Here is a 20,297-nt window from a genome sequence, read left to right as displayed (position 1 = left end):
TTAGCATTCACTTATACTCGATATTGCTCCTTTAGGCTTTGGTGTTTGTCAATATTGACAGCTATTAACTTGACTTTGCCCCCGGTTTGTAATTGCACATTACGTTCAACCTGAAATAGCGTTTTCTGCAATCTTGTTTTGACTGATCAGGGCCAGTTCGTGAAGTTTGTGCCGCCGCTTATAGTCTTGCTGTTTGCTGCGACGATGTCGGGCGTCTGGACGCTCGACATGAAGCGCAGGCATCTCTTGTTTTTCGGCCTCAGCTTTGGCTGTTTCGCCATGGGGCTTCTGGTTCCGATATCGGGGATCCCGGACAGTCTTGCCCTGACTTCGCCGATAGCAACGGCTCTCCATTTTATGGGCGGGTGGCTGCTTTGCGAAGGTGTGATGATGCGGATGGGCATGCGTTATTCGCGGGTGGCGCCCCGCCTGATCGGGCTCGGTCTCCTGGCGGCCATGGTCTTTTTCATCGCAAATGATACGGGTTACGCGCGCATTGCGCCTGCGGTGCATCTGTCGCTGGGCAGCCTGATGGCGGTGCTTTGCATTCAGGCGCGCGATCTCGCCTGTCGAAGCTCGATCGATCGGGTGCTGTTCGGTGCATTGCTGCTATTGACGGTGCATTTCTATGTGCAGGCTGGAATGGCGCTGGGCCTCCCCGATGAGATTGTGCAACCGTCGGAACTGATACATACGCGCTACTGGCAGGGCGTCATGATATTCGGTTCCTTTGCGGGCGTGTTCGCCGGCCTTGTCCTTCTGGCGGTAACGACTTCCGATGTGGTGGAGGAATTGCAGGCGGAACGCGACACCGATCCGCTGACCGGCGTTTTCAACCGTCGCGGACTGGAACGCCGGGCGCGCATGCGTCTGGCCGAGGTCCAGCGCGGCGACCATGGGGTCATCATTGCCGATATCGACCACTTCAAATCGATCAATGATGCACTGGGCCATGCAACCGGCGATCAGGTTCTGGTCGAGTTCGCCCGCATCCTGCAAACCATAGCAGCCGAAACGACGATCGTCGGACGCATTGGCGGCGAAGAATTTGTTCTTCTGGTCCGTGGCGATGCCGAAACATGCGAGAGACTGGGCAATCTGCTTTGCGGGCGCGTGGCCCGGCATCAGTTCCTCATGCTGTCAGGCCGCCAGCTGACATGCAGCTTCGGTATCGCCATGGTGCGCGGCGGCGAAACCTTGTGGGAAACGGCGGCACGGGCCGATCTTGCCCTGATGCGGGTCAAGCATCGTGGACGAAATCGCGTTGCGGTGGAGGGGCTGGAGTTCCCCAGCGCCAAGCAAGGCGCATTGCTTCTGACAGGCTGAACCGGCTAAGGGCGATCCGGTTTTCTTCATCCCGTAAAGGATTTGGTTACCATAATTGGCGATGCTGGAGATGACCTTCCAGTCACCGCCTTGCCATGTTGCGTTCGTCTTTTTGCCGGACTGACATGCAAGGCGGTGCAGTGAAAGTTGTTCTCCACTCGGATTTGTATCATGGCGTGTGTAACAGAAGTGTATGGCTCCGCAGCTCCGCGCGGCAAGGGCATCCGGCTTCCTTTCGGTCTCAAGGGGTTTACGCGTGTTGCGGTGTTCGCCGCAACGGGCCTCGTAGCCGGAAGCTGGATGATGACCGCGCTCGATACGCTGGAAACGGTGGTGCCAGCCTTTGCACCTGTTGCCCCGGTCATGCGCCGTGTCTCCCTGAACGCACCGCAGGCGCTTGCCGTCGTCGACCACAGGCTCGCACCGTCGCGACGCATCAGGCAAGGCTTCATCGATACCTATACCGCTGACGCCGCTTATTCCAATCTCGACTGGCGCCGGAGCAAAAGCGCGGATGGTGCGCCTATCATCGCCGATATCGGCCCGGATTCCGTCATCGAGGACAAGCCCGTTGATACGGCGTCCCTCATTGAACTGCGCGCTGATCGCGTTCGGCGCGAAGAGCCCGTTTTGGCGCGCGTTCAGCCACAGCAACCTGCTGCGGAGGCCGGTGCGACTATGCTCGCCTATGCGCCGGTGCCTGCCCCATCGGACGCGGCAGCGGCTTTCAGCAAGATAGAACCGCTCTCGAAAGCCGAAGAAGTGGATGCGGCGGAGAAGCAGGCACATCTGCCCACCGGCAATGCCGTTCCTGTTCCGCAGCTCGCACCGGACCAGAACTCGGCTGTCGCCGCAGAAGACGGTGCCACTCAGGACGCATTCCTGCCCGATGACGTGCCGCTGCCTGGTGCCAAGCCTTCGCTGCGCCGTTCCCGCATGCGTGAAAAGACCGAACTCGCCTATGCGCCGGAAAGCGGCGCAACCGAGGAGCCGCGCCTCGGCCTGTTCAGCCCGCTTCTCAATCAGGCTTCGCGCAGCAAGGTTGCCATCTATGATATTTCCGCGGCCACCGTTTACCTGCCGAGCGGCGAGCGTCTGGAAGCCCATTCCGGCCTCGGTCCGATGCGTGACAATCCGCGCTACGTGAACCAGAAGAACCGCGGGCCCACACCGCCGCATACCTATGATCTGCGCATGCGCGAGGCGTTGTTCCACGGCGTCGAGGCGATCCGCCTCACGCCTGTCGATGGCAATAACCGCTACAATCGCGATGGGCTTCTGGCGCATACTTTCATGCTCGGACGCCGTGGTGATTCCAATGGCTGTGTGGTGTTCAAGGACTATCCGCGCTTCCTGCGCGCCTTCAAGCGCGGCGAGTTCAACAAGCTGGTCGTCGTGACCCGGATGCAATCCTCCAAACCCGCCCGGATAGCATCGCTTTTCTGATAGATGGCCTGTTTCAGGACGATCTTTCGAATATCGGGGGCACACAAAGAAATGTGATCCCCGGTTTGTTGCGGGCGGGGCGAATTTGATAGATATCTTTCATCGAAACCGATGGGAGTTTTTCATGAAACTTTATTACAAGGCTGGTGCCTGTTCGCTCGCACCCCACATCATCCTGAGCGAAGCAGGCCTGCCTTATGAGCTGGAAGCCGTGGACATCAAGGCCAAGAAGACGGCTGACGGCGAAGACTATTTCGCGATCAATCCGCGCGGCGCGGTTCCGGCGCTGGAAGTAAAGCCCGGCACTGTCATCACGCAGAACGCGGCAATTCTCCAATATATCGGCGACCATTCCGATGTTGCGGCGTTCAAACCTGCCTATGGCACGATCGAACGCGCACGCCTGCAGGAAGCGCTGGGCTTCTGCTCGGATCTGCATGCGGCTTTCAGCGGCCTGTTCGCTCCCACCCTCACGGAAGAAGCGAAGGCGGGCGTCATTGCCAATATCAATCGTCGTCTGGGGCAGTTCGAAGCCATGCTGTCGGACAAGAACGCCTACTGGCTTGGCGATGATTTCACGCAGCCGGATGCCTATGCGTCTGTCATCATTGGCTGGGGCGTCGGACTGAAACTCGATTTAAGTGCCTATCCCAAGGCGCTGAAGCTGCGCGAACGCGTGTTGGCGCGCCCGAACGTGCAAAAGGCGTTCAAGGAAGAAGGCCTGAACTAAAATCAAAGCCGGAGGCCAAACCTCCGGCTTTTTAATTGCCGGTTTCGGATGCAGCGGTGTTTTGCTGCGTCGATCAGGACAGCAGGATTGATTTTGCAGCGCGTGCTCCCTCCGCGCGCGAGAAAAATGCACCATCCAAACCTGAGATAAATCTCGAATATAATGTAATTCTATAATATAAAACAAAGAACACCTGATTGACAATTGTAATCACTGCTCATAGATTGGCATTGGGTGGGGCAGATTTACTTTATTGATGGCTGGCTCCTTCTTCGTTTAAGGTTCTATTAGAGGTTGTTTGAGGGGTCGTGATGAAGATAAAGTCTGCTGTCGGCGTATTGTCCGTTGCCTTTACTTTAAGTTTTCCTTTATTAGCGCTCGCTCAAACATCTACTGATGGCTCTGCCAAATCTGCGACTGCCTCAACGGATGATGGATTGGTCACCGTCTACACGGCGCGAAAAATTGTGACGATGGATCCGGGCTGGCCCGAGGCAACGGCCGTCGCGGTGAAGGACGGAAAGATTCTCTCGGTAGGGACCCTGGACGACTTGAAGCCCTGGCTCGATAAGTATCCGCACAAGATCGACAAGCAGTTCCAGAATCGCGTCATCTATCCGGGGTTTGTCGAGGCCCATTCCCATCCTATCGTCGGCGCAACCTCATTGACCCGCCCGCCGTTGAGCTACTATCCGATGCTCAACCCTTATGGGCCAGCGTTTCCCGGTGTGAAGACGCGGCAGGAAGCGCTTGCCAAGCTGGCGGAATATGTAGAGGCGTCGAAGGACCCGAACGCCGATGTGCTGGCCTTTGGCTTCGACGTCGTGGCGATGGGCGGCCATCTCGACAAAACCGAGCTCGACAAGATTTCTACCGTGAAGCCGATTTTTGTCTGGGATGCTTCCGAGCATTTCGTCTTCACCAACAGTGCCGCGATCAAGAAGCGGGGCCTCACCACCGAGGACGCCAAGAAGGTGTTGGGCATTGGGGTTGGCTCCGACGGGGAACTCAATGGAAAGTTCCTGGGTGAGCGCGCTGCTCAATATGTGCTCGCTCCAACCATCAACGCATTGCTGGCGCCGGATATCGCGCTGAAGAACGTCAAATATCTGTCGGACCTGTCCCAGCAGGCGGGTGTGACCACGATGTCCGACCTGGCGTTCGGGCTGATCAATATTCCACTTGAGCACCAGGTGCTGAAGTCTTCCTTCGATAGTTCGAAGGCCAATCAGCGCCTCGTCGTTGTGGTTGACGGGCATACTTTCGCGAGCACCTATGGCGACAATGCGATCGCCGAAGCAAACAAGCTGCGCGACTCGAGCAATGACAGGCTGATGTTCGAAGGGGTAAAATTCTTCTCCGATGATGGCCTTCTGAGCTTCAGCATGCAGATACAGAATCCGGGCTACATCCACTCCGACCGCTACAGCGGCCTCTTCATGTTTGACAAGTTGTCCGACTTCGTGGCCGACATGAAGCCGTGGTGGGAGCAGAACTTCCACATCCACGTGCATACCAATGGCAACGCCGGAAACGAGGCGACCATCAATGCGCTGGATGCGCTGCAAAAGGATAAGCCGCGCTTCGATCACCGCTTCACCTTTGAACATTATGGTATTTCCACCCCCGAGCAGGCGCGGCGGGTGAGTGCCCCTTGGCGGTGTGGTGAGCATCAACCCATACTATGTCTACGAACGCGCGGACCTGAACGGACCTGAGTTCGGCACCGATCGGGCCAATACCGCTGCCCGGCTGAAGACGCTGACGGACGCAGGTGTGGTCGTGTCGCTTCACACCGACACGCCCGTTGCGCCGCCGCGTCCGCTGGAAGAAGTGTGGATCGCTGTGAATCGTATTGGTGCGATCTCCAAGAAGGTTCTGGCTCCGGCTGAGCGCATATCGGTGGACAAGGCGTTGCGCATGGTAACGATTGATGCCGCCTATACTCTTGGGATCGATGAGAAAGTCGGCAGCATCGAAGCTGGCAAGTTCGCGGACTTCGTGGTGCTGGGCGATGACCCTGCGACGGTCGCTCCGAAAGCCATCCGTGATGTGCCGGTTTTGGCAACGATACTGGGAGGTCGGGTGATCAGCACCAGCGATACCCGTAAGCCCGCCGAGTAAGTTACATAAAGCAAGGCCCAATCGGCGCGACGAGCGCGATTGGGCCCCCGATTTTGTGCAAGAGGGTTTTTTGAAGTGGCGCCGTTCGGGTCAGAGGCAGTTACTTCAAATCGCTCATGATTCTGCTTCATCGTCTTCCGACGAAAATCAGGTAGCTATTCCGAACGAGCTCTCGCGGTATGTGAACTGCTGCGACATGCACGAACCACGGTCCGCCATAAGCGCAATTGCTTGTCACCGCTGGTCCCGGCCAATCCGTGGGCCGTATTATCGATTTCCGCTTGGCTTGGGTGTTGTCGACAGAATGATGCTCGATTCAGCACGGTCATTCCATATGAAACGATTTGTCGTTCAGTAAAGAAATTCGGCCCGGACTGCATGCACCGCCTTCGCATTGCGCACTTGTCGTAGAACACGCCTCACCTTTTTGGGGCTCCGGAGCATACCCAAAACCATTGGTTTCGAACGGCGTTTTACCATCATGCCCCGCACAACCGCGCTGGCAGCGGGGAGAGGCTTGCACGGTCCCGCAACTCGGTTAGATAGTCCGGAGAACCAAGAACAAATTGCTCTTGCAGGCAATTTGTCCTTCTGATAAACGGGCCTCCGGTCCGCAGTTCACCTAGGCATCGCCGCCCTCTGGGCAAGCTAAACCTGCTTCTTTAGTTCCTTGACGCATCGACCACCTTGTTCGTGCCGCGTCGGAATGGCGATCACCGATCTCAATTTGACAGGCACGCCTTAAGGATCAGGGACCATGCCCAGGGAATTAATACCATTGCATGTCAATGACATTTCGGCTTTAGCGCGCAATATTCGTAGTGCCTATGCCGATCGCGAAAAACAGCCTTCTCACCTTGAAGTTTTGAATATTCTTGCGAAAGGTGCAGGATACAAAAACTTCCAGCACCTGCGAAGCGGTGCGAAAAAGCCTGTAAAGGAAGAAAAACACCCTGTTATCGACCGAGCGAGCGTGGAGCGTGTGGCCCGCTGCTTTGATAAGGATGGCGTTCTTACGCGCTTTCCAAGCAAACGTTCGGATCAGATATCGGTTCTATGGGTGCTTTGGTCTCGCTTGCCGGCCCGGACGAAACTGACGGAAGCCGAGGTGAACGCGCTTATGAAAGCGTGGCACAGTTTCGGAGATCACGCTTTGCTGCGTCGCGAGATCTGCGATGCCGGTTTGGTATCGAGAACACGGGACGGCCGTGTTTACATCCGCATGGAGCTGCCGATGCCGCCTCTGGCGCAAGCTATTGCCCGCCAGATCGCTGATAAATAACCCAACAGCCAATATGCTGACGAAAGCAGCTATTGCTGCTGAGGATTATCATGACCAAATTTGAGACCGGCTTTTTGCTCGGAAGAATTCCCTATATTCGCATGGGCGATCAATCTGATCCCCTGATCGTGATCAATGGCGGGCAAGGTTTTGTCCGCAAACACAGCTTTGACAGGATGATGCATGACGCAAAACGTGTCGCACGTATGCTGCCGCCAACACAGGGCTTTATCCTGATCGGCTACGATCAGCAGCTCGACACGAAAGCAACAACTGAGACAATCGTGTCAGACTATGAGCGCGCGATCAGAGAAATGAAGGTCCCGGCGTTTTCGCTCATGGGGATATCCTATGGCGGACTGCTGGCGACAAGGCTTGCGGCAGCGCGCGAAGGGTCGGTTAAGAAGCTGATTTTGGTGGCGAGCGCTCACAAGTTCAGCGAGAATGGCGAAATCAGGATAAATCGACAAATCCAGTTTGCCCAACAGGAGCAGTACTACGAGCTGATCAATGACTTTGCGGCAATATTCCGCAATCCCCTGCTGAATTTGTTACTGAAGATAAAGCTATGGGTGGACCGCAACAAACTTCCAGAAAAAATGAACTCCGGTGACGCTATTGTGCGGTATCTTCAATTGATAATGCAGGCTGAGCCAGTCGATCTGACCGCGATCACAGCAAGGACACTGATTATCGGAGGGGAACTGGATCAGTTTTTTGGCGACGGCATGATGGAAGCCGCCCGAAATGGTATCGTCGACGCTAAACTGGAAGTTCTCGAAGGCCAAACTCACATGGCCCCGGTCGAATGCAGCCGACCGTTTCGACGTTTCCTGACGGAATTTCTCGATCAGTCTTGATCGGGGAACGTTATGAAGCCTGCGTCTGCGGGCTTCATATCCAAGTCAGATTTTTTACCTTTAGGGAAAACGTCACCGCAGAGACGATATCATCATCAAAACCCTACGCTGCATCAAGATAGGCGCGGCCCGTCGCCGGGTCGATGATAATGGCGGAGAGAGAGGGATTCGAACCCTCGATACGGTTTCCCGTATACACGCGTTCCAGGCGTGCGCCTTCAACCACTCGGCCACCTCTCCGTCTGCCTTGCTGTCGGGAAACCGTGTCTCACGGTGAAAACTGACTGCAAACGTGACACCGCTTTTCGAAACAGGCGCTGGTTAATCGCCAACTAGCGGGTGCGGCGCGAATATAGCCAGAAAATGCATATGTTCAACAGCTATTTGCAAGTTTTTGCGTCTAAATCGCCGAACCTGTGCAAAGAGCGATGTCGGCGCGATAAATATTTGAAATCATTGAATTTTATTGCGGTCGAGGAATTGTGTTCGAGCTTGGCTTTGAGTGTGGCAGGTTCTGTGTGCTATGCTTTAGTAACGTCAAAAAGACAAATCTTCGGCAGGCCGGGCTCAAAACCGGGGCCGTGAGCAGGGTAGGAATCCGGGGCGAAGAATCGTGATCCGATTTGTATTGCGTAGTTTTGCGGTTGTTTTTCTCGCTTTCGCGGTGATCTTCGCGGTCCTTGATGGTGCGCGCTCCGTTGGCGCGTCGCAGTTTATCGCCAAGCCGCTTTTATCCATGTGGTCACGCAACGCGCCCGAAACATTGGCCGATGCAGAAACCTTCGTGACGCACTATATAGGGGCAGGAGCCTGGAATGCCGTCTGTGTTCCTTTGCTTGAGCAGCCTGGCTGGCTTCTTTTCGGCATTCTCGCCCTTTTATTCTATGCAATCGGTCATCGTCGAGAGCGCCCTTTGGGACGTTTCACCGCCCGATAATCAGGAGATGGAGACCATGAGTTTCTTGGACAGCTATCGCAAGAAGATGCAGATGCCCTCGACGGACGAGGCTTTGCCCGGGCGCGCGGCGCCGATCCCGACTGCCGCCACCCATTTCGTGAACGGGCGCCCGCTGAAAGGACCGTGGCCGGAAGACTACAAGCAGGTTCTGTTCGGGATGGGCTGCTTTTGGGGTGCCGAACGCCTGTTTTGGCAGGTGCCGGGCGTATATGTGACGGCGGTCGGTTATGCGGGCGGCGTTACGCCCAACCCGACCTATGAGGAAACCTGCACAGGCCTCACCGGCCATGCGGAGGTCGTGCTGGTCGTCTACGATCCGAAGGTTGTGAGCCTTGACGAGCTTTTGACCCTTTTCTGGGAAGAGCACGATCCGACCCAGGGTATGCGACAGGGCAACGATATCGGCACGACCTACCGTTCGGTCATCTACACTTTCGACAAGGCGGATCGTGACGTGGCGGAAAAGAGCCGTGAAAACTACACGCAGGCGCTCGCCGCTCGCGCACTCGGCCCGATCACTACGGAAATCGAGGATGCGCCGGAGTTTTATTATGCCGAGGACTATCACCAGCAATATCTGGCGAAGAACCCGAACGGTTATTGCGGCTTGCGCGGCACTGGCGTGAGTTGCCCGATCCCGCTGGCACAATAAGCGGGCCGGTAATAAAAGATCGCGCGGTTCTTACCGCGCGATTTTCTTTTGCATGATCAGCATTCCTGCATAGTCGCCATCGAGCAGCTCGAAATCGCTCCAGCCGATCTGCCGGTAGAGATCCGGCTTGTTGGTGTAGAGATAGGCCTCTCCATAGCCATGTTGCCGGGCGGCGTCCTCAATGGCGCCGACAAGACCTTTGGCGATGCCTTTGCCGCGATGGCCGGGCGCAACGAACACGCTCGCCACCCACGGCTTCAGATGCGGATGCGTTTCCAGGTCGCTATGGATCAGGAGGGCAAGCCCGGCAGGTTCCCCGTTCCACAGCGCGACCCGCGCTGCCTGCCCATCGTCTTCACGGGAGATGTCGTAAAAGGCTTGTGCGGTCTCATCGAGGGTGGACCCGGTAAATTCACCCCATTCCGCATGGTTCCATGCGGCGCAGACGGTTACGAGATCGGGACGGTCGGCAAGCGGGACAATCTGAAGCATAATGTTCTACCAGTGCGGTGGTTTGGTGACCGGCACGTCCGGCGCGGTCTGCTCTTCCAGTTCCAGAAAGCGATCGGTCAGTGCGCCGAGCTTCTTGGAAAGCTGGTCGATGGTTTTCCATTGTTGGGCCAGAACGGATGACAATTCATCGATTGTCTTTTCCTGTTCGGCTACGCGAATTTCGAGCTCGGTCAGGCGTTGGTCCGGTGTCATGGCTGGCTTCCATCGGTCTTGAGGCTTTCTGATCAGTGGATGTAACCGCTTTTGACCTGTATCGGAAGTACGCTATCACATCATTGCGTCAGCAGGAGTGCGCCATTCGATACTTCATAGTGACGCAGACGCTTCAGAAAACTCATGCCAAGCAGCGTATCCGAGAGCGCGTCGTCCCGCAGGACCATCGCGTCCACATTCTCCACGCGGATACGTCCGATTTCGATACTCGGCAGGATGGCATGTGCTGCAAGGGTCTCGCCATTGGCGGTCGAGACGCGATATCTGAAATCATCGGGTTTGAGCGACAGGCCGATGCGCCGCGCGGCATTTGCGTTGATTGCAACGACGCTTGCCCCGGTATCCACCATGGCGCGAAGGGTTTGACCGGCGATCCTGACGTCCGCGATGAAATGGCCGCGGCTGTCCGGCGCGATCTGCGCGCGGCGGCCGCTATAGGCAGTGGAGGGCGACGAAGAAGCGGATGAGGCTGTCGCGGCTGTGCTTGAACCGGCTTTCAGTTGCGGGCTGAATTTTTCAAACAGGAGCGGGAAGGCGATTGCCAGTCCCGCGAATACCAGAAGGATCGTAAAAGCCCGCGCCATGCTGCCCCCGTTTGGAGGCACGATAGCAGGCGCGGGTTAATGCTTACTTGGTGCCGTACATGCGGTCGCCGGCATCGCCGAGGCCGGGAACGATATAGCCCTTTTCATCGAGGCGCTCATCGATGGACGCGGTAAACACGTCGACATCCGGATGGGCTTCGGTGAAACGCTTGATGCCTTCCGGCGCCGCCAGCAGGCAGAGGAAGCGGATATTGGTCGCGCCGCGTTCCTTCAGCTTGTCGATGGCTGCGATTGCCGAATGTCCGGTGGCCAGCATCGGGTCCACCACGATGATGAGGCGGTTTACGATGTCTTCGGGCGCCTTGAAGTAATATTCGACCGGCTGCAGCGTGTCGTGATCGCGATAAAGCCCGATATGGGCGACGCGGGCAGCAGGGACCAGATCGAGCATGCCTTCCAGAAGGCCGTTGCCGGCGCGCAGGATCGACGCGAAGACGAGCTTCTTGCCTTCGAGCACCGGTGCATCCATCGGCATCAATGGCGTTTCGATGGGCATGGTGGTCAGTTCGAGATCGCGCGTCACTTCATAGCAGAGCAACAACGAGATTTCCTTCAGCAGCCGCCGGAAGCTGGCCGTGGACGTTTCCTTCTTGCGCATGATGGTAAGCTTGTGCTGGACAAGCGGATGGCTGACGACTGTAACGCCCATGATCTTTCCACTTTTCTTGTTATCTTTTTGACTTTAGCGGCAGTTTGCGCCGGAGAAAACGCGTGGCGAGCGCGCACGCACAGTTTTATGTCTCTTTGGCCATTTTTAAACGCTAACGCAAGACGGTTCGCAAGGTCCCTTCACAAAAGGGGTAGTGGAGGGCGGTCTCTGCTTGTATCGTCCGGCACAAGCTTTATATGCATTACGGAAATCGTTTTCGTCTTAATAATCAGAAGCAGGATGAGCTATGAGCCAGCAGAACGGCAATGCGGACCGCGTGGGCGCACAAGGCGGCATGGAGCATTCATTCGGTTTCAAGGCGGTTGACGAAAGCGAGAAGCAGGGTCTGGTCAACGACGTTTTCCATAAGGTCGCCAGCAAGTACGACGTAATGAACGATCTCATGTCGGCGGGCATGCACCGCGTCTGGAAAGATGCGATGATCGCATGGCTGGCGCCGTCGAAGCGCCCGGGCTGGACCTCGCTCGACGTTGCTGGCGGCACCGGCGATATCGCTTTCCGCATCGTTGAGGCTTCCGGCCGTCAGGCCCATGTCACCATTCTCGATATCAACGGCTCGATGCTGGGCGTCGGTCGTGAACGCGCGATCAAGAAGGGCCTTGCCGACAATCTCGAATTCGTCGAAGCCAATGCCGAAGAACTGCCTTTCCAGGACAACAGCTTCGACGCCTATACGATTGCTTTCGGCATTCGCAATGTGCCGCATATCGACAAGGCGCTGTCCGAAGCCTATCGCGTGTTGAAGCCGGGCGGTCGGTTCCTGTGCCTCGAATTCTCCGAGGTTGAACTGCCGGTTCTCGACAAGATTTATGACCAATGGTCGTTCCACGCTATTCCGCGCATCGGCAAGATGATTACGGGCGACGGGGATTCCTACAGCTATCTGGTCGAGTCGATCCGCAAATTCCCCAAGCAGCAGGATTTTGCGCTGATGATCGAGAAGGCTGGTTTCGAGCGCGTCAGCTATCGCAATTTCACCGGCGGCATTGCCGCGCTCCATTCCGGCTGGAAGCTTTGATCGTGCCTGTGATGAAACGGGGTCAGGAACGGGGCATCGGGGCATGAGCAGTTTTTCCGCCGCTTTCCGGCTGATGCGGGCCGGATGGATATTGACGCGCGAAGGCGTCATCAGTGCATTGCCTGTTGAGGGTCTTTCCGGTCTTCCGGCGTTCGGGCACAAGATCGCGGGCATTCTGGCGCGTCCGCGCGCGCGTCACATGCAGCGTTCCGAGCGCATGTCGCGCGCCATGAACAAGCTCGGCCCGTCCTATGTAAAGCTTGGCCAGTTTCTGGCGACGCGGCCAGATATCGTGGGGCGCGATGTTGCTGCCGACCTCGAACTTTTGCAGGACAGGCTCGACTTCTTCCCGCAGGTCGATGCCGTTGCGGCAATCGAAGGTTCGCTGGGCCGCAAGATCGATGATCTTTACCTGCAATTCGATGCGCCGATAGCCGCCGCTTCCATGGCGCAGGTGCATCCGGCCGAAATCATGAAGGACGGAGCGCGCCAGAAGGTTGCCGTCAAGGTCATTCGTCCGGGTGTGCGCCAGCGTTTTGCCCGCGATCTCGAAGGTTTCTACATGGTCGCGCGCATGCAGGAGCGCCATGTTCCTTTCACCCGCCGCCTGCGTCCGGTTCAGGTTGTGGAGACACTCCAGCAGACCACCCGCATCGAGATGGATTTGCGTCTTGAAGCGGCAGCGCTTTCCGAGATTGCCGAGAACATCAAGGACGATGCGGGGTTCCGTGTTCCCAAGGTCGATTGGGAGCGCACGGGCCGCGATGTGCTCACGCTCGAATGGATCGACGGCATCAAGATGTCGGACATTTCAGCGCTTGAAGCCGCCGGTTTCGATCTCCGGAAGCTTGCTGAAACGCTGATCCAGTCTTTCCTGCGCCATACGCTGCGCGACGGCTTTTTCCATGCCGACATGCATCCGGGCAACCTGTTCGTGGACCATCAGGGCCTGATCGTTGCGGTCGATTTCGGTATTACCGGGCGGCTCAACAAGCAGCAGCGGCGGTTCCTTGCCGAGATCCTCTACGGCTTCATCACACGCGATTACATGCGCGTGGCGGAAGTGCATTTCGAAGCCGGTTACGTCCCGCATACGCACGACGTGGCAAGCTTTGCACAGGCCATCCGCGCCATTGGCGAGCCGATCCACGGCCAGCCCGCCGAAACCATTTCCATGGCCAAGCTTCTGACCTTGCTGTTTGAAGTGACCGAGCTTTTCGATATGGAAACCCGCCCCGAGCTTCTGATGCTTCAGAAGACCATGGTGGTTGTAGAAGGTGTTTCACGCACGCTCGATCCGCATTTCAACATGTGGAAGGCGGCGGAGCCGGTGGTCGGCGACTGGATCGCCAGGAACCTCGGGCCGCAGGGTATGCTTCTCGATGCGAAGGACAGCGCTTATTCGCTGCTGCATTTCACGCGCAAGACGCCGGAACTTGTGGCGCGCGTGGAACGTGTTTCCGTTGCGCTGGACGACATGGCTGTAAATGGATTACGCTTTGACGAGGCCACCGCGGAAGCTATCGGTCGGGCAGAGGCGCGCCATTCGCGCTGGGGCCGCATCGCGCAGGTCGTGATTGCGATTTCGCTCGCTGCAATAGCTATCAAGCTCTATTTATGGCTATGAAATCACTTTTAAGGTGACAGCCAGCTTTTAAACTGATTTCAATGATTGCACTTGTAACAGGCAGGTGCAATCACATGGCCAGCATTACCATCCGTAATCTTGATGACGCCGCCAAGGAACGTCTCCGTATTCGTGCGGCACAAAATGGGCGCTCGATGGAAGAAGAGGCGCGCATCCTGCTGGCCGGACTGAATGTAGCCGCGCCGGTCGTGGCAGCGTCGCCCGGGGCAGGGGCTTCACTGGCCGGAAGGCGCATTCTTCTTATTATCGGCGGTGGCATTGCAGCCTACAAGACGCCTGACCTCATCCGCCGTCTGCGCGAGCGTGGCGCGCATGTGCGCCCGTTGATGACGGCTGCCGCGCAGCAATTCGTGACGCCGCTGACCATCGGCGCGGTGTCCGCCGATCATGTCTTTACCGATCTGTTCTCGCGGGAGGACGAGCAGGATGTCGGGCATATCCGGCTTGCCCGCGATGCGGACCTGATCGTCGTCGCGCCGACGACCGCCGACCTGATGGCGAAGATGGCCAACGGGCTTGCCGACGATCTGGCAAGTGCCGTGCTGCTGGCCCGTAAGGTGCCGGTTCTGATCGCGCCTGCCATGAACCCGGCCATGTGGGACAATCCCGCGACGAGGCGCAACCGCCTGACGCTTGAAAAGGATGGCGTTCGCTTCATCGGACCGGAGAGGGGCGAAATGGCGGAAAGCGGCGAGGCTGGAACGGGCCGCATGAGCGAGCCGCTGGCAATCGTCGCGGCCATTGAAAACCTGCTGTCACCGCAGGCGAAACCGCTTGCGGGCAAAACCATCGTCATAACGTCAGGGCCGACGCATGAGCCTATCGATCCGGTCCGCTATATCGCCAATCGCTCGTCGGGCAAGCAGGGCCATGCGATCGCGGCAGCACTCGCGCGGCTTGGCGCGACGGTGCATCTGGTGTCCGGCCCTGTAACCATTCCCGATCCCGAAGGCGTTGATGTCATTCATGTCGAGACTGCGCGTGAAATGCAGGCTGCGGTGGAGCGGCATCTTCCCCGCCGATGCGGCGGTGATGGTGGCGGCGGTTGCCGACTGGCGCACGGCCAATGAAGCGGGGCAGAAGATCAAGAAGAAGCCCGGAGAAAGCGCGCCGACGCTCGCCATGGTCGAAAACCCCGACATTCTGGCCGGTGTCGGCCATAGCGACAGGCGTCCCGGCCTTGTCGTCGGCTTTGCCGCCGAAACGCAGGATGTGGCCGGAAATGCGAGAGCCAAGCTTGAGAAGAAGGGCGCGGACTGGATCGTTGCCAATGATGTTTCGCACGCACCGGATGGAAGCAGCGTGATGGGTGGCGACCGCAATCATGTCCGTATCCTCAGCCGGTCGGGTATCGAGGAATGGCCGGAAATGAGCAAGGAACAGGTCGCTGAAAGACTGGCCGGGAAGATTGCCGAAAAACTGCTGGAAGCAGACAGGTAAATTTCTCTGTGAACCATGTCACATCTGCGGTGCCTGTTTCGTCTTGATGGTGAACGACCTCAAATCGTAAGCCCCAAGGAGACATATCATGGAAGCAAGACTCGTTCCCTACAAGCTGGCACCGAAGATCATGCAGGCTATGGTCGAGGCGGAAAAGGCCGTGTCGGAGGCCGGGCTGGAATATAGTCTTTATGAACTCGTGCGTATTCGCGCATCGCAGATCAATGGCTGTGCTTACTGTATTCACATGCACACGCGCGATGCCCGCAAGGCGGGAGAGACTGAAGAACGCCTTTACCTCGTGGCCGCGTGGCGCGAATCGCCGTTGTTCACGCCCCGTGAACGCGCTGCATTGGCCTGGACCGAAGCCTTGACGCTGATCGCGCAGACCCGCGCGCCGGACGAGGATTACGAAGCGTTGAAAGCGCATTTCACGGATGAGGAGATCGTGAAGCTCAGCATGGCCATCAATATGATCAATCTCTGGAACCGTGTTGCGGTCGGGTTCCGCACCGTGCATCCGGTCACGACCGATGCGCCAGCAGCCTGATACGGGCAACAGCTTCGATGCGGACGCGTTCGAGGCCCTGCGGCCCCGGCTCGTTCGCATCGCTTACCGCATGATAGGCTCTCATGCGGAAGCCGAGGATATTGCGCAGGAAGCATGGTTGCGCTGGAATACGACAGCCCAGGAAACCGTCCGGGAACCGGAAGGCTGGCTGGTGCGGGTCGTAAGCCGGCTCGCGCTCGATTATCTGAAATCCGCGCGCGTGCGCCGTGAGACCTATCCCGGTTTATGGCTTCCCGAACCTCTGGTCGAGGAAGAGGAAGACCGGAGCGACGATATCACGCTGACGCTCATGCTGGCGCTTGACCGGCTGTCGCCGCTGGAGCGGGCGGCCTTTCTGCTGCACGATGTTTTCGGCATGGACTTTGGGGAAGTCGCGCGAGTGCTCGACCGTGACGCGGCGGCCTGCCGACAGCTTGCAAGCCGGGCACGGATGCATGTGCGCCAGGAAAAGCCGCGATTCACCTTGCCGGAAGACCGCGGACGCACCATCGCGGAAGCCTTCTTTCAAGCCTCCCGCAGTGGCGATCTCAGCGCATTGCAGGGCCTTCTGGCGGAAGATGCCATCATGTATTCCGATGGCGGCGGTGTCCGCAACGCGGCGCTCAATCCCATCTATGGGCGAGCGAAGATCATGCGCTTCTACGAGGGAATCTCCCGCAAGGCTGATGGTGTGCCTCCCGCCATCCGGCAGTTCGCCGTGTTCGACGGTCTGCCGGGGCATATCAGCATGGAAGCGGATGGATTGCCGCAGGTCGCCGCACTGGAGATTGCCGAGGGGCGGGTCCACGCGATCTATCTCGTTCGCAATCCCGAAAAACTGCGCCATCTGCAAATCGGTGACGATATGCGGAGTTTCAATCGAGCTGAACCGGATTCAAAAGAACTCGTCCAGCAGGCGATAATAGCTGATCTTTGCTTCTTCGATTGCCGGCCCGCCATAGGTGGCCAGAAACGGCGCTACCCATTCTTCACCCAGATTGTAACGGATGCTCCAGCAGGCGAGCGCCAAATCCTGATGGCGATCGGCGAGGCCGAGCCTGCCGCAATCGATGAAACCGGTGAAGGCATCCTTGTCGGCAATGAAATTCGGCAGGCAGGCGTCGCCATGGGTGACGACAATATCTTCGCTTTGGGGCTTCAGGCGAAGCAGTTCTTCGAAAACTCCCTGCGGTGTCCCGCCCTTCACGTTCCTCGTCGAAATCCTCTTCATCGACCGCACCCGCTTCGACACGCTTGCGGGCGTCTTCGATGCGGAACTCCAGCCGGTGATCGAACGGACAGGAAGCCGGGTCGATGGCATGCATCGATTTCAGGGCGCTCGCCAGAATATCGACAATACGCTCCGGCGCGAGCGTGCCGACTGCCGAAGCCAGATCCTGACCCGGCAGGCGCGTCATCAGCAAAAAGCTGTGTTCCGGCGCGATTTCGAAAGCGAGGACTTCGGGGCAGGCAAGGTTTTGCTGTCTGAGCCAGCGAAGCCGTGCAGCTTCGTCGGCAAGTTCGCCGACCGGGCTTTGCGGCTCCACTTTCAGAACCAGCGGTTCTTGTTCGGGATGGTCGAGCAGATGCACATTGGCCGTCGAGCGGCCAAGCTCGTCCTGCCGACTGCGATAATCCCGTAATTGCTGCCGCAGCGCCTGAGGCAGATCAAGCGCAGCCAGAACCGGATCGTTCATTTTCTCTCCAAAGGATCACGCTTTGCCGCGGACCTGGTAATCCTTGACGGTGGCAAAGCGGATGTCTTTCCAGCGCTCGGCCTCGTAGTTGAGCGAGAAGCCGTTCTGGGCCAGAAATACCGGGTCATGGTCAAGATCGTGTGCGATATCGGCGCGATGGGCGGCAATGAAGCGGTCGACCTCAGCCGGATCGTCGGCGGAAATCCACCGGCAGACCGAAAAGCGCGACATTTCAAAGCCGACCGGCAGTGAATATTCGACCTTGAGCCGTTCGGTCAGGACGTCGATCTGCAACGCACCGACAACGCCGACGATAGCCGGCGAACCGTCATCGGGCAGGAAGAGCTGCACGACGCCTTCTTCCGCCATCTGCTGCAGCGCTTCGCGCAGTTTCTTGGCCTTCATCGCATCGTCGAGGCGAACGCGGCGCAGGATTTCCGGCGCGAAGTTCGGCACGCCGCGGAACAGGATATCCTCGCCCTCGGTCAGCGTATCGCCGATGCGCAGCGTGCCGTGGTTGGGGATGCCGACCACGTCGCCCGCAAAGGCTTCGTCGGCAATCTGGCGCGAACGGGCGAAAAAGAACTGCGGTGCGGAAAGGCTCATCGGTTTGCCGGTGCGCACCAGCTTTGCCTTCATGCCGCGCGACAGCTTGCCCGAGCACACGCGCAGGAAGGCGATGCGGTCGCGATGGTTCGGGTCCATATTGGCCTGAATCTTGAACACGAAGCCGGTCATCCTGTCTTCGGTCGCCGCCACCATGCGGGCATCGGCCTGCTGGTCGCGCGGGGAAGGGCCGAAATCGCAGAAGGCTTCGATCAGGTCGCGCACGCCATAGTTCTTCAGCGCCGAGCCGAAATAGACCGGGGTCATGTGGCCTTCGCGGAAGGCGGCGAGGTCGAACGGGCGACAGACGCCACGCGCCAGTTCCACACCTTCCAGCCACGCTTCGCGCTCGTTTTCCGGCAGAAGCCTTGCGGCTTCTTCCGGTCCGCTGACCTTGGTCGGCTGTTCTTCATTATCCTGACGGCGCAGCGTGTCGCTGTGCAGGTCGAAGGTGCCTGCAAAGCTTTTTCCCGAACCGATGGGCCAGGTGATCGGGGCCGTGTCGAGCGCCAGCTTTTCCTCGATCTCATCGAGGATTTCCAGCGGGTCGCGCGCCTCGCGGTCCATCTTGTTGACGAAGGTGACGATGGGAATGTCGCGCATGCGGCAGACTTCGAAAAGCTTGAGCGTGCGCGGTTCGATACCCTTGGCGGCGTCGATGACCATGACGGCGGAATCGACCGCCGTCAGCGTGCGATAGGTGTCATCGGCAAAATCTTCGTGGCCCGGCGTGTCGAGCAGGTTGAAGATGCAATCCTTGTATTCGAAGGTCATCACGGAGGTGACAACGGAAATGCCGCGGTCGCGCTCGATGTTCATCCAGTCGGAGCGGGTCTGGATGCGGTCCTTCTTGGCCTTCACCTCACCAGCAAGCTGAATGGCGCCGCCAAACAGCAGCAGCTTTTCGGTCAGCGTGGTTTTACCGGCGTCCGGGTGCGCGATGATCGCGAATGTGCGGCGCTTGGAAACGGGATGGTCAGCGGGCATGAAGAAACTCGTGATGGCGAAATGTTGGGCTGCGCGTGAAGGCGCGCCGCGAAGATGTTGGGCAGCATCTAGCAGGAGTTGGCCAGAATCTCAACAAGCGCCATGTTACAAGTCTCGTGGCGGATGAAAGCGGCGCAGTCTGCGCCGCTTTGCCGATGGTGCGCGGCGCTTTTAGCGGCTCTTGATGCCGAGGCCGAAGGCGATGAAGGACCAGCCCTGGAAGATCAGGTCTATCGCCAGGAAAAGGCCAAGGACGAACAGGCTGTTGACCGGCCATTTGATGGCGATGATGAGGCCAAGCAGCAAGGTGACGACACCGCCCGCAACGATCCAGCCCCAGCCAGCCGATGGTTTCGATTTGAAGCCGAGCCAGATGCGGAATGCGCCGGAACCGAGAAGTGCCGCCGCCAGAAGGAAGGTCAGGACACCGGCCGCCAGCACCGGATTGATGAAGGCCACGATGCCCGCCGCCGTATAAAGCAGGCCGCTCAGGAGCCAGAAGAAGAAGCTGCCCCAGGTTTTGACGCCGAATGCATGAACGATTTCCATGGCGCCGCCGATGAGCATCATCAGGCCGACATAGTAGACCGAGACCACGGTGGCGAGAACCAGATTGCCGAAGGCGATGCCTCCGAGGATCAGCAGCGCCACCCCAAGAGCGAGAAACCAGCCCCACTTGCTGGAAAGTTCTGCCGGAAAGGTCGGGCGGTCGATATCATTATGAGCTGTTGCCATGAGACGTCCCTCAAATTGTCAAGCCTCATGACCAGTATAGAGCATGTATTGAATTTGACCAGCTTATCACAACCGTTGCGTTCTGCGTGAGGCGGGGCTGCAAGGCGCAGTTTTCTGTGGTCCGGTGCCAAGGTGCCTGCAAGTCATGCGCGGGTTTGGCGGATCGTTGTCGCAGCCCGTGTTCGTTTGGTGGGCGCAGCATTATATCCCTTTGCTATTACAGTCGTTTTCCGCTTA

At 58.1% G+C, this 20,297-nt stretch carries 18 protein-coding genes, 1 tRNA gene and 3 pseudogenes; 14 read left to right on the top strand and 8 right to left on the bottom strand.

The window, feature by feature from the left end; all coding sequences use genetic code 11:
- Positions 1–159 precede the first annotated feature (159 nt).
- The 7 genes from OINT_RS09700 (at position 160) to OINT_RS09670 (ending at position 7,768) form a co-directional block, all read left to right on the top strand.
- On the top strand, positions 160–1,326 hold the full coding sequence (locus OINT_RS09700; RefSeq protein WP_036565454.1) for a GGDEF domain-containing protein: 1,167 nt from the start codon (positions 160–162) through the stop codon (positions 1,324–1,326).
- A gap of 171 nt (positions 1,327–1,497) precedes the next feature.
- Positions 1,498–2,772 (top strand): DUF2778 domain-containing protein, encoded by a 1,275-nt coding sequence (locus tag OINT_RS09695; RefSeq protein ID WP_036565448.1) that lies wholly within the window; start codon positions 1,498–1,500, stop codon positions 2,770–2,772.
- A gap of 124 nt (positions 2,773–2,896) precedes the next feature.
- Positions 2,897–3,502, top strand: coding sequence for a glutathione transferase (gst, locus tag OINT_RS09690; RefSeq protein ID WP_006472201.1), 606 nt, complete (start codon positions 2,897–2,899; stop codon positions 3,500–3,502).
- Positions 3,503–3,813: 311 nt separating this feature from the next.
- Positions 3,814–5,220 (top strand): amidohydrolase family protein, encoded by a 1,407-nt coding sequence (locus OINT_RS09685; RefSeq protein ID WP_268870291.1) that lies wholly within the window; start codon positions 3,814–3,816, stop codon positions 5,218–5,220.
- On the top strand, positions 5,168–5,626 hold the full coding sequence (locus OINT_RS24295; protein ID WP_006467622.1) for an amidohydrolase family protein: 459 nt from the start codon (positions 5,168–5,170) through the stop codon (positions 5,624–5,626). The genes OINT_RS09685 and OINT_RS24295 overlap by 53 nt, the downstream gene beginning before the upstream one ends.
- A gap of 778 nt (positions 5,627–6,404) precedes the next feature.
- Positions 6,405–6,908: a DUF2087 domain-containing protein gene (locus OINT_RS09675; protein WP_006472203.1), complete on the top strand. Its 504-nt coding sequence runs from the start codon at positions 6,405–6,407 to the stop codon at positions 6,906–6,908.
- Positions 6,909–6,958: 50 nt separating this feature from the next.
- A complete protein-coding gene (locus tag OINT_RS09670; protein WP_006472204.1) occupies positions 6,959–7,768 on the top strand; it encodes an alpha/beta fold hydrolase in 810 nt (269 codons plus the stop codon).
- Between the two features lie 150 nt (positions 7,769–7,918).
- On the opposite strand, the gene OINT_RS09665 is transcribed toward OINT_RS09670, so the two are convergent.
- Positions 7,919–8,008 (bottom strand) — tRNA-Ser (locus OINT_RS09665).
- 373 nt (positions 8,009–8,381) lie between these two features.
- Between OINT_RS09665 and OINT_RS09660 the strand changes: the two genes are divergently transcribed.
- Together OINT_RS09660 and msrA are read left to right on the top strand one after the other, a co-directional pair.
- Positions 8,382–8,705: a hypothetical protein gene (locus tag OINT_RS09660; RefSeq protein ID WP_006467619.1), complete on the top strand. Its 324-nt coding sequence runs from the start codon at positions 8,382–8,384 to the stop codon at positions 8,703–8,705.
- A gap of 16 nt (positions 8,706–8,721) precedes the next feature.
- Positions 8,722–9,378, top strand: a complete 657-nt coding sequence (gene msrA, locus OINT_RS09655) for a peptide-methionine (S)-S-oxide reductase MsrA (protein WP_006472205.1) — start codon at positions 8,722–8,724, stop codon at positions 9,376–9,378.
- Between the two features lie 30 nt (positions 9,379–9,408).
- Here msrA and OINT_RS09650 read toward each other — a convergent pair whose 3' ends face one another.
- The 4 genes from OINT_RS09650 to upp form a co-directional block, all read right to left on the bottom strand.
- Positions 9,409–9,870, bottom strand: a complete 462-nt coding sequence (locus OINT_RS09650; RefSeq protein ID WP_006467617.1) for a GNAT family N-acetyltransferase — start codon at positions 9,868–9,870, stop codon at positions 9,409–9,411.
- Between the two features lie 6 nt (positions 9,871–9,876).
- Entirely contained in the window at positions 9,877–10,083 is a 207-nt protein-coding gene (locus tag OINT_RS09645) for a SlyX family protein (protein ID WP_006467616.1), read from the bottom strand.
- 80 nt (positions 10,084–10,163) lie between these two features.
- Positions 10,164–10,688: a retropepsin-like aspartic protease family protein gene (locus tag OINT_RS09640; RefSeq protein ID WP_006472206.1), complete on the bottom strand. Its 525-nt coding sequence runs from the start codon at positions 10,686–10,688 to the stop codon at positions 10,164–10,166.
- Positions 10,689–10,731: 43 nt separating this feature from the next.
- Positions 10,732–11,358 (bottom strand): uracil phosphoribosyltransferase, encoded by a 627-nt coding sequence (upp, locus tag OINT_RS09635; protein WP_006467614.1) that lies wholly within the window; start codon positions 11,356–11,358, stop codon positions 10,732–10,734.
- Positions 11,359–11,605: 247 nt separating this feature from the next.
- Here upp and ubiE point away from each other — a divergent pair, with 247 nt between their 5' ends.
- The 5 genes and pseudogenes from ubiE to OINT_RS24085 all read left to right on the top strand — a co-directional run.
- Complete coding sequence (gene ubiE / locus OINT_RS09630) at positions 11,606–12,397, top strand: bifunctional demethylmenaquinone methyltransferase/2-methoxy-6-polyprenyl-1,4-benzoquinol methylase UbiE (protein ID WP_006467613.1); 792 nt, start codon at positions 11,606–11,608, stop codon at positions 12,395–12,397.
- A 43-nt stretch (positions 12,398–12,440) separates the two neighbouring features.
- Positions 12,441–14,024, top strand: coding sequence for a 2-polyprenylphenol 6-hydroxylase (gene ubiB / locus OINT_RS09625; protein ID WP_006467612.1), 1,584 nt, complete (start codon positions 12,441–12,443; stop codon positions 14,022–14,024).
- A 74-nt stretch (positions 14,025–14,098) separates the two neighbouring features.
- Positions 14,099–15,485: pseudogene (gene coaBC, locus OINT_RS09620) on the top strand (bifunctional phosphopantothenoylcysteine decarboxylase/phosphopantothenate--cysteine ligase CoaBC).
- An 88-nt stretch (positions 15,486–15,573) separates the two neighbouring features.
- A complete protein-coding gene (locus tag OINT_RS09615) occupies positions 15,574–16,035 on the top strand; it encodes a carboxymuconolactone decarboxylase family protein (protein WP_006467611.1) in 462 nt (153 codons plus the stop codon).
- Positions 16,019–16,885: pseudogene (locus tag OINT_RS24085) on the top strand (sigma-70 family RNA polymerase sigma factor); the annotation flags it as partial. The gene OINT_RS09615 and the pseudogene OINT_RS24085, both read left to right, overlap by 17 nt.
- Before the next feature lie 45 nt (positions 16,886–16,930).
- Here the strand turns inward: OINT_RS24085 and aph(3')-IId are convergent.
- From aph(3')-IId to OINT_RS09595, 3 genes and pseudogenes are all read right to left on the bottom strand, one after another.
- Positions 16,931–17,732, bottom strand: a pseudogene (gene aph(3')-IId / locus OINT_RS24080) (aminoglycoside O-phosphotransferase APH(3')-IId).
- 15 nt (positions 17,733–17,747) lie between these two features.
- The gene (locus OINT_RS09600; RefSeq protein ID WP_006467609.1) at positions 17,748–19,325 is read right to left on the bottom strand and encodes a peptide chain release factor 3; all 1,578 of its coding nucleotides are present in this window, start codon (positions 19,323–19,325) and stop codon (positions 17,748–17,750) included.
- A gap of 171 nt (positions 19,326–19,496) precedes the next feature.
- Complete coding sequence (locus tag OINT_RS09595) at positions 19,497–20,060, bottom strand: HdeD family acid-resistance protein (RefSeq protein ID WP_006467608.1); 564 nt, start codon at positions 20,058–20,060, stop codon at positions 19,497–19,499.
- Positions 20,061–20,297: the final 237 nt, after the last annotated feature.

The organism is Brucella intermedia LMG 3301 (genome assembly GCF_000182645.1).
Classification (GTDB): domain Bacteria; phylum Pseudomonadota; class Alphaproteobacteria; order Rhizobiales; family Rhizobiaceae; genus Brucella; species Brucella intermedia.
This window is presented reverse-complemented; position numbering and strand designations above follow the sequence as displayed.

Bases quoted from the DNA above. Each gene is read 5' to 3' on its own strand.
- ubiE (WP_006467613.1), top strand. From the start codon at position 11,606: ATGAGCCAGCAGAACGGCAATGCGGACCGCGTGGGCGCACAAGGCGGC.
- OINT_RS09600 (WP_006467609.1), bottom strand. From the start codon at position 19,325: ATGCCCGCTGACCATCCCGTTTCCAAGCGCCGCACATTCGCGATCATC.
- OINT_RS09670 (WP_006472204.1), top strand. From the start codon at position 6,959: ATGACCAAATTTGAGACCGGCTTTTTGCTCGGAAGAATTCCCTATATT.
- OINT_RS09645 (WP_006467616.1), bottom strand. From the start codon at position 10,083: ATGACACCGGACCAACGCCTGACCGAGCTCGAAATTCGCGTAGCCGAA.
- OINT_RS09640 (WP_006472206.1), bottom strand. From the start codon at position 10,688: ATGGCGCGGGCTTTTACGATCCTTCTGGTATTCGCGGGACTGGCAATC.
- msrA (WP_006472205.1), top strand. From the start codon at position 8,722: ATGAGTTTCTTGGACAGCTATCGCAAGAAGATGCAGATGCCCTCGACG.
- OINT_RS09615 (WP_006467611.1), top strand. From the start codon at position 15,574: ATGGAAGCAAGACTCGTTCCCTACAAGCTGGCACCGAAGATCATGCAG.
- OINT_RS09650 (WP_006467617.1), bottom strand. From the start codon at position 9,870: ATGCTTCAGATTGTCCCGCTTGCCGACCGTCCCGATCTCGTAACCGTC.
- ubiB (WP_006467612.1), top strand. From the start codon at position 12,441: ATGAGCAGTTTTTCCGCCGCTTTCCGGCTGATGCGGGCCGGATGGATA.
- OINT_RS09695 (WP_036565448.1), top strand. From the start codon at position 1,498: ATGGCGTGTGTAACAGAAGTGTATGGCTCCGCAGCTCCGCGCGGCAAG.
- OINT_RS09685 (WP_268870291.1), top strand. From the start codon at position 3,814: ATGAAGATAAAGTCTGCTGTCGGCGTATTGTCCGTTGCCTTTACTTTA.
- upp (WP_006467614.1), bottom strand. From the start codon at position 11,358: ATGGGCGTTACAGTCGTCAGCCATCCGCTTGTCCAGCACAAGCTTACC.
- OINT_RS09595 (WP_006467608.1), bottom strand. From the start codon at position 20,060: ATGGCAACAGCTCATAATGATATCGACCGCCCGACCTTTCCGGCAGAA.
- gst (WP_006472201.1), top strand. From the start codon at position 2,897: ATGAAACTTTATTACAAGGCTGGTGCCTGTTCGCTCGCACCCCACATC.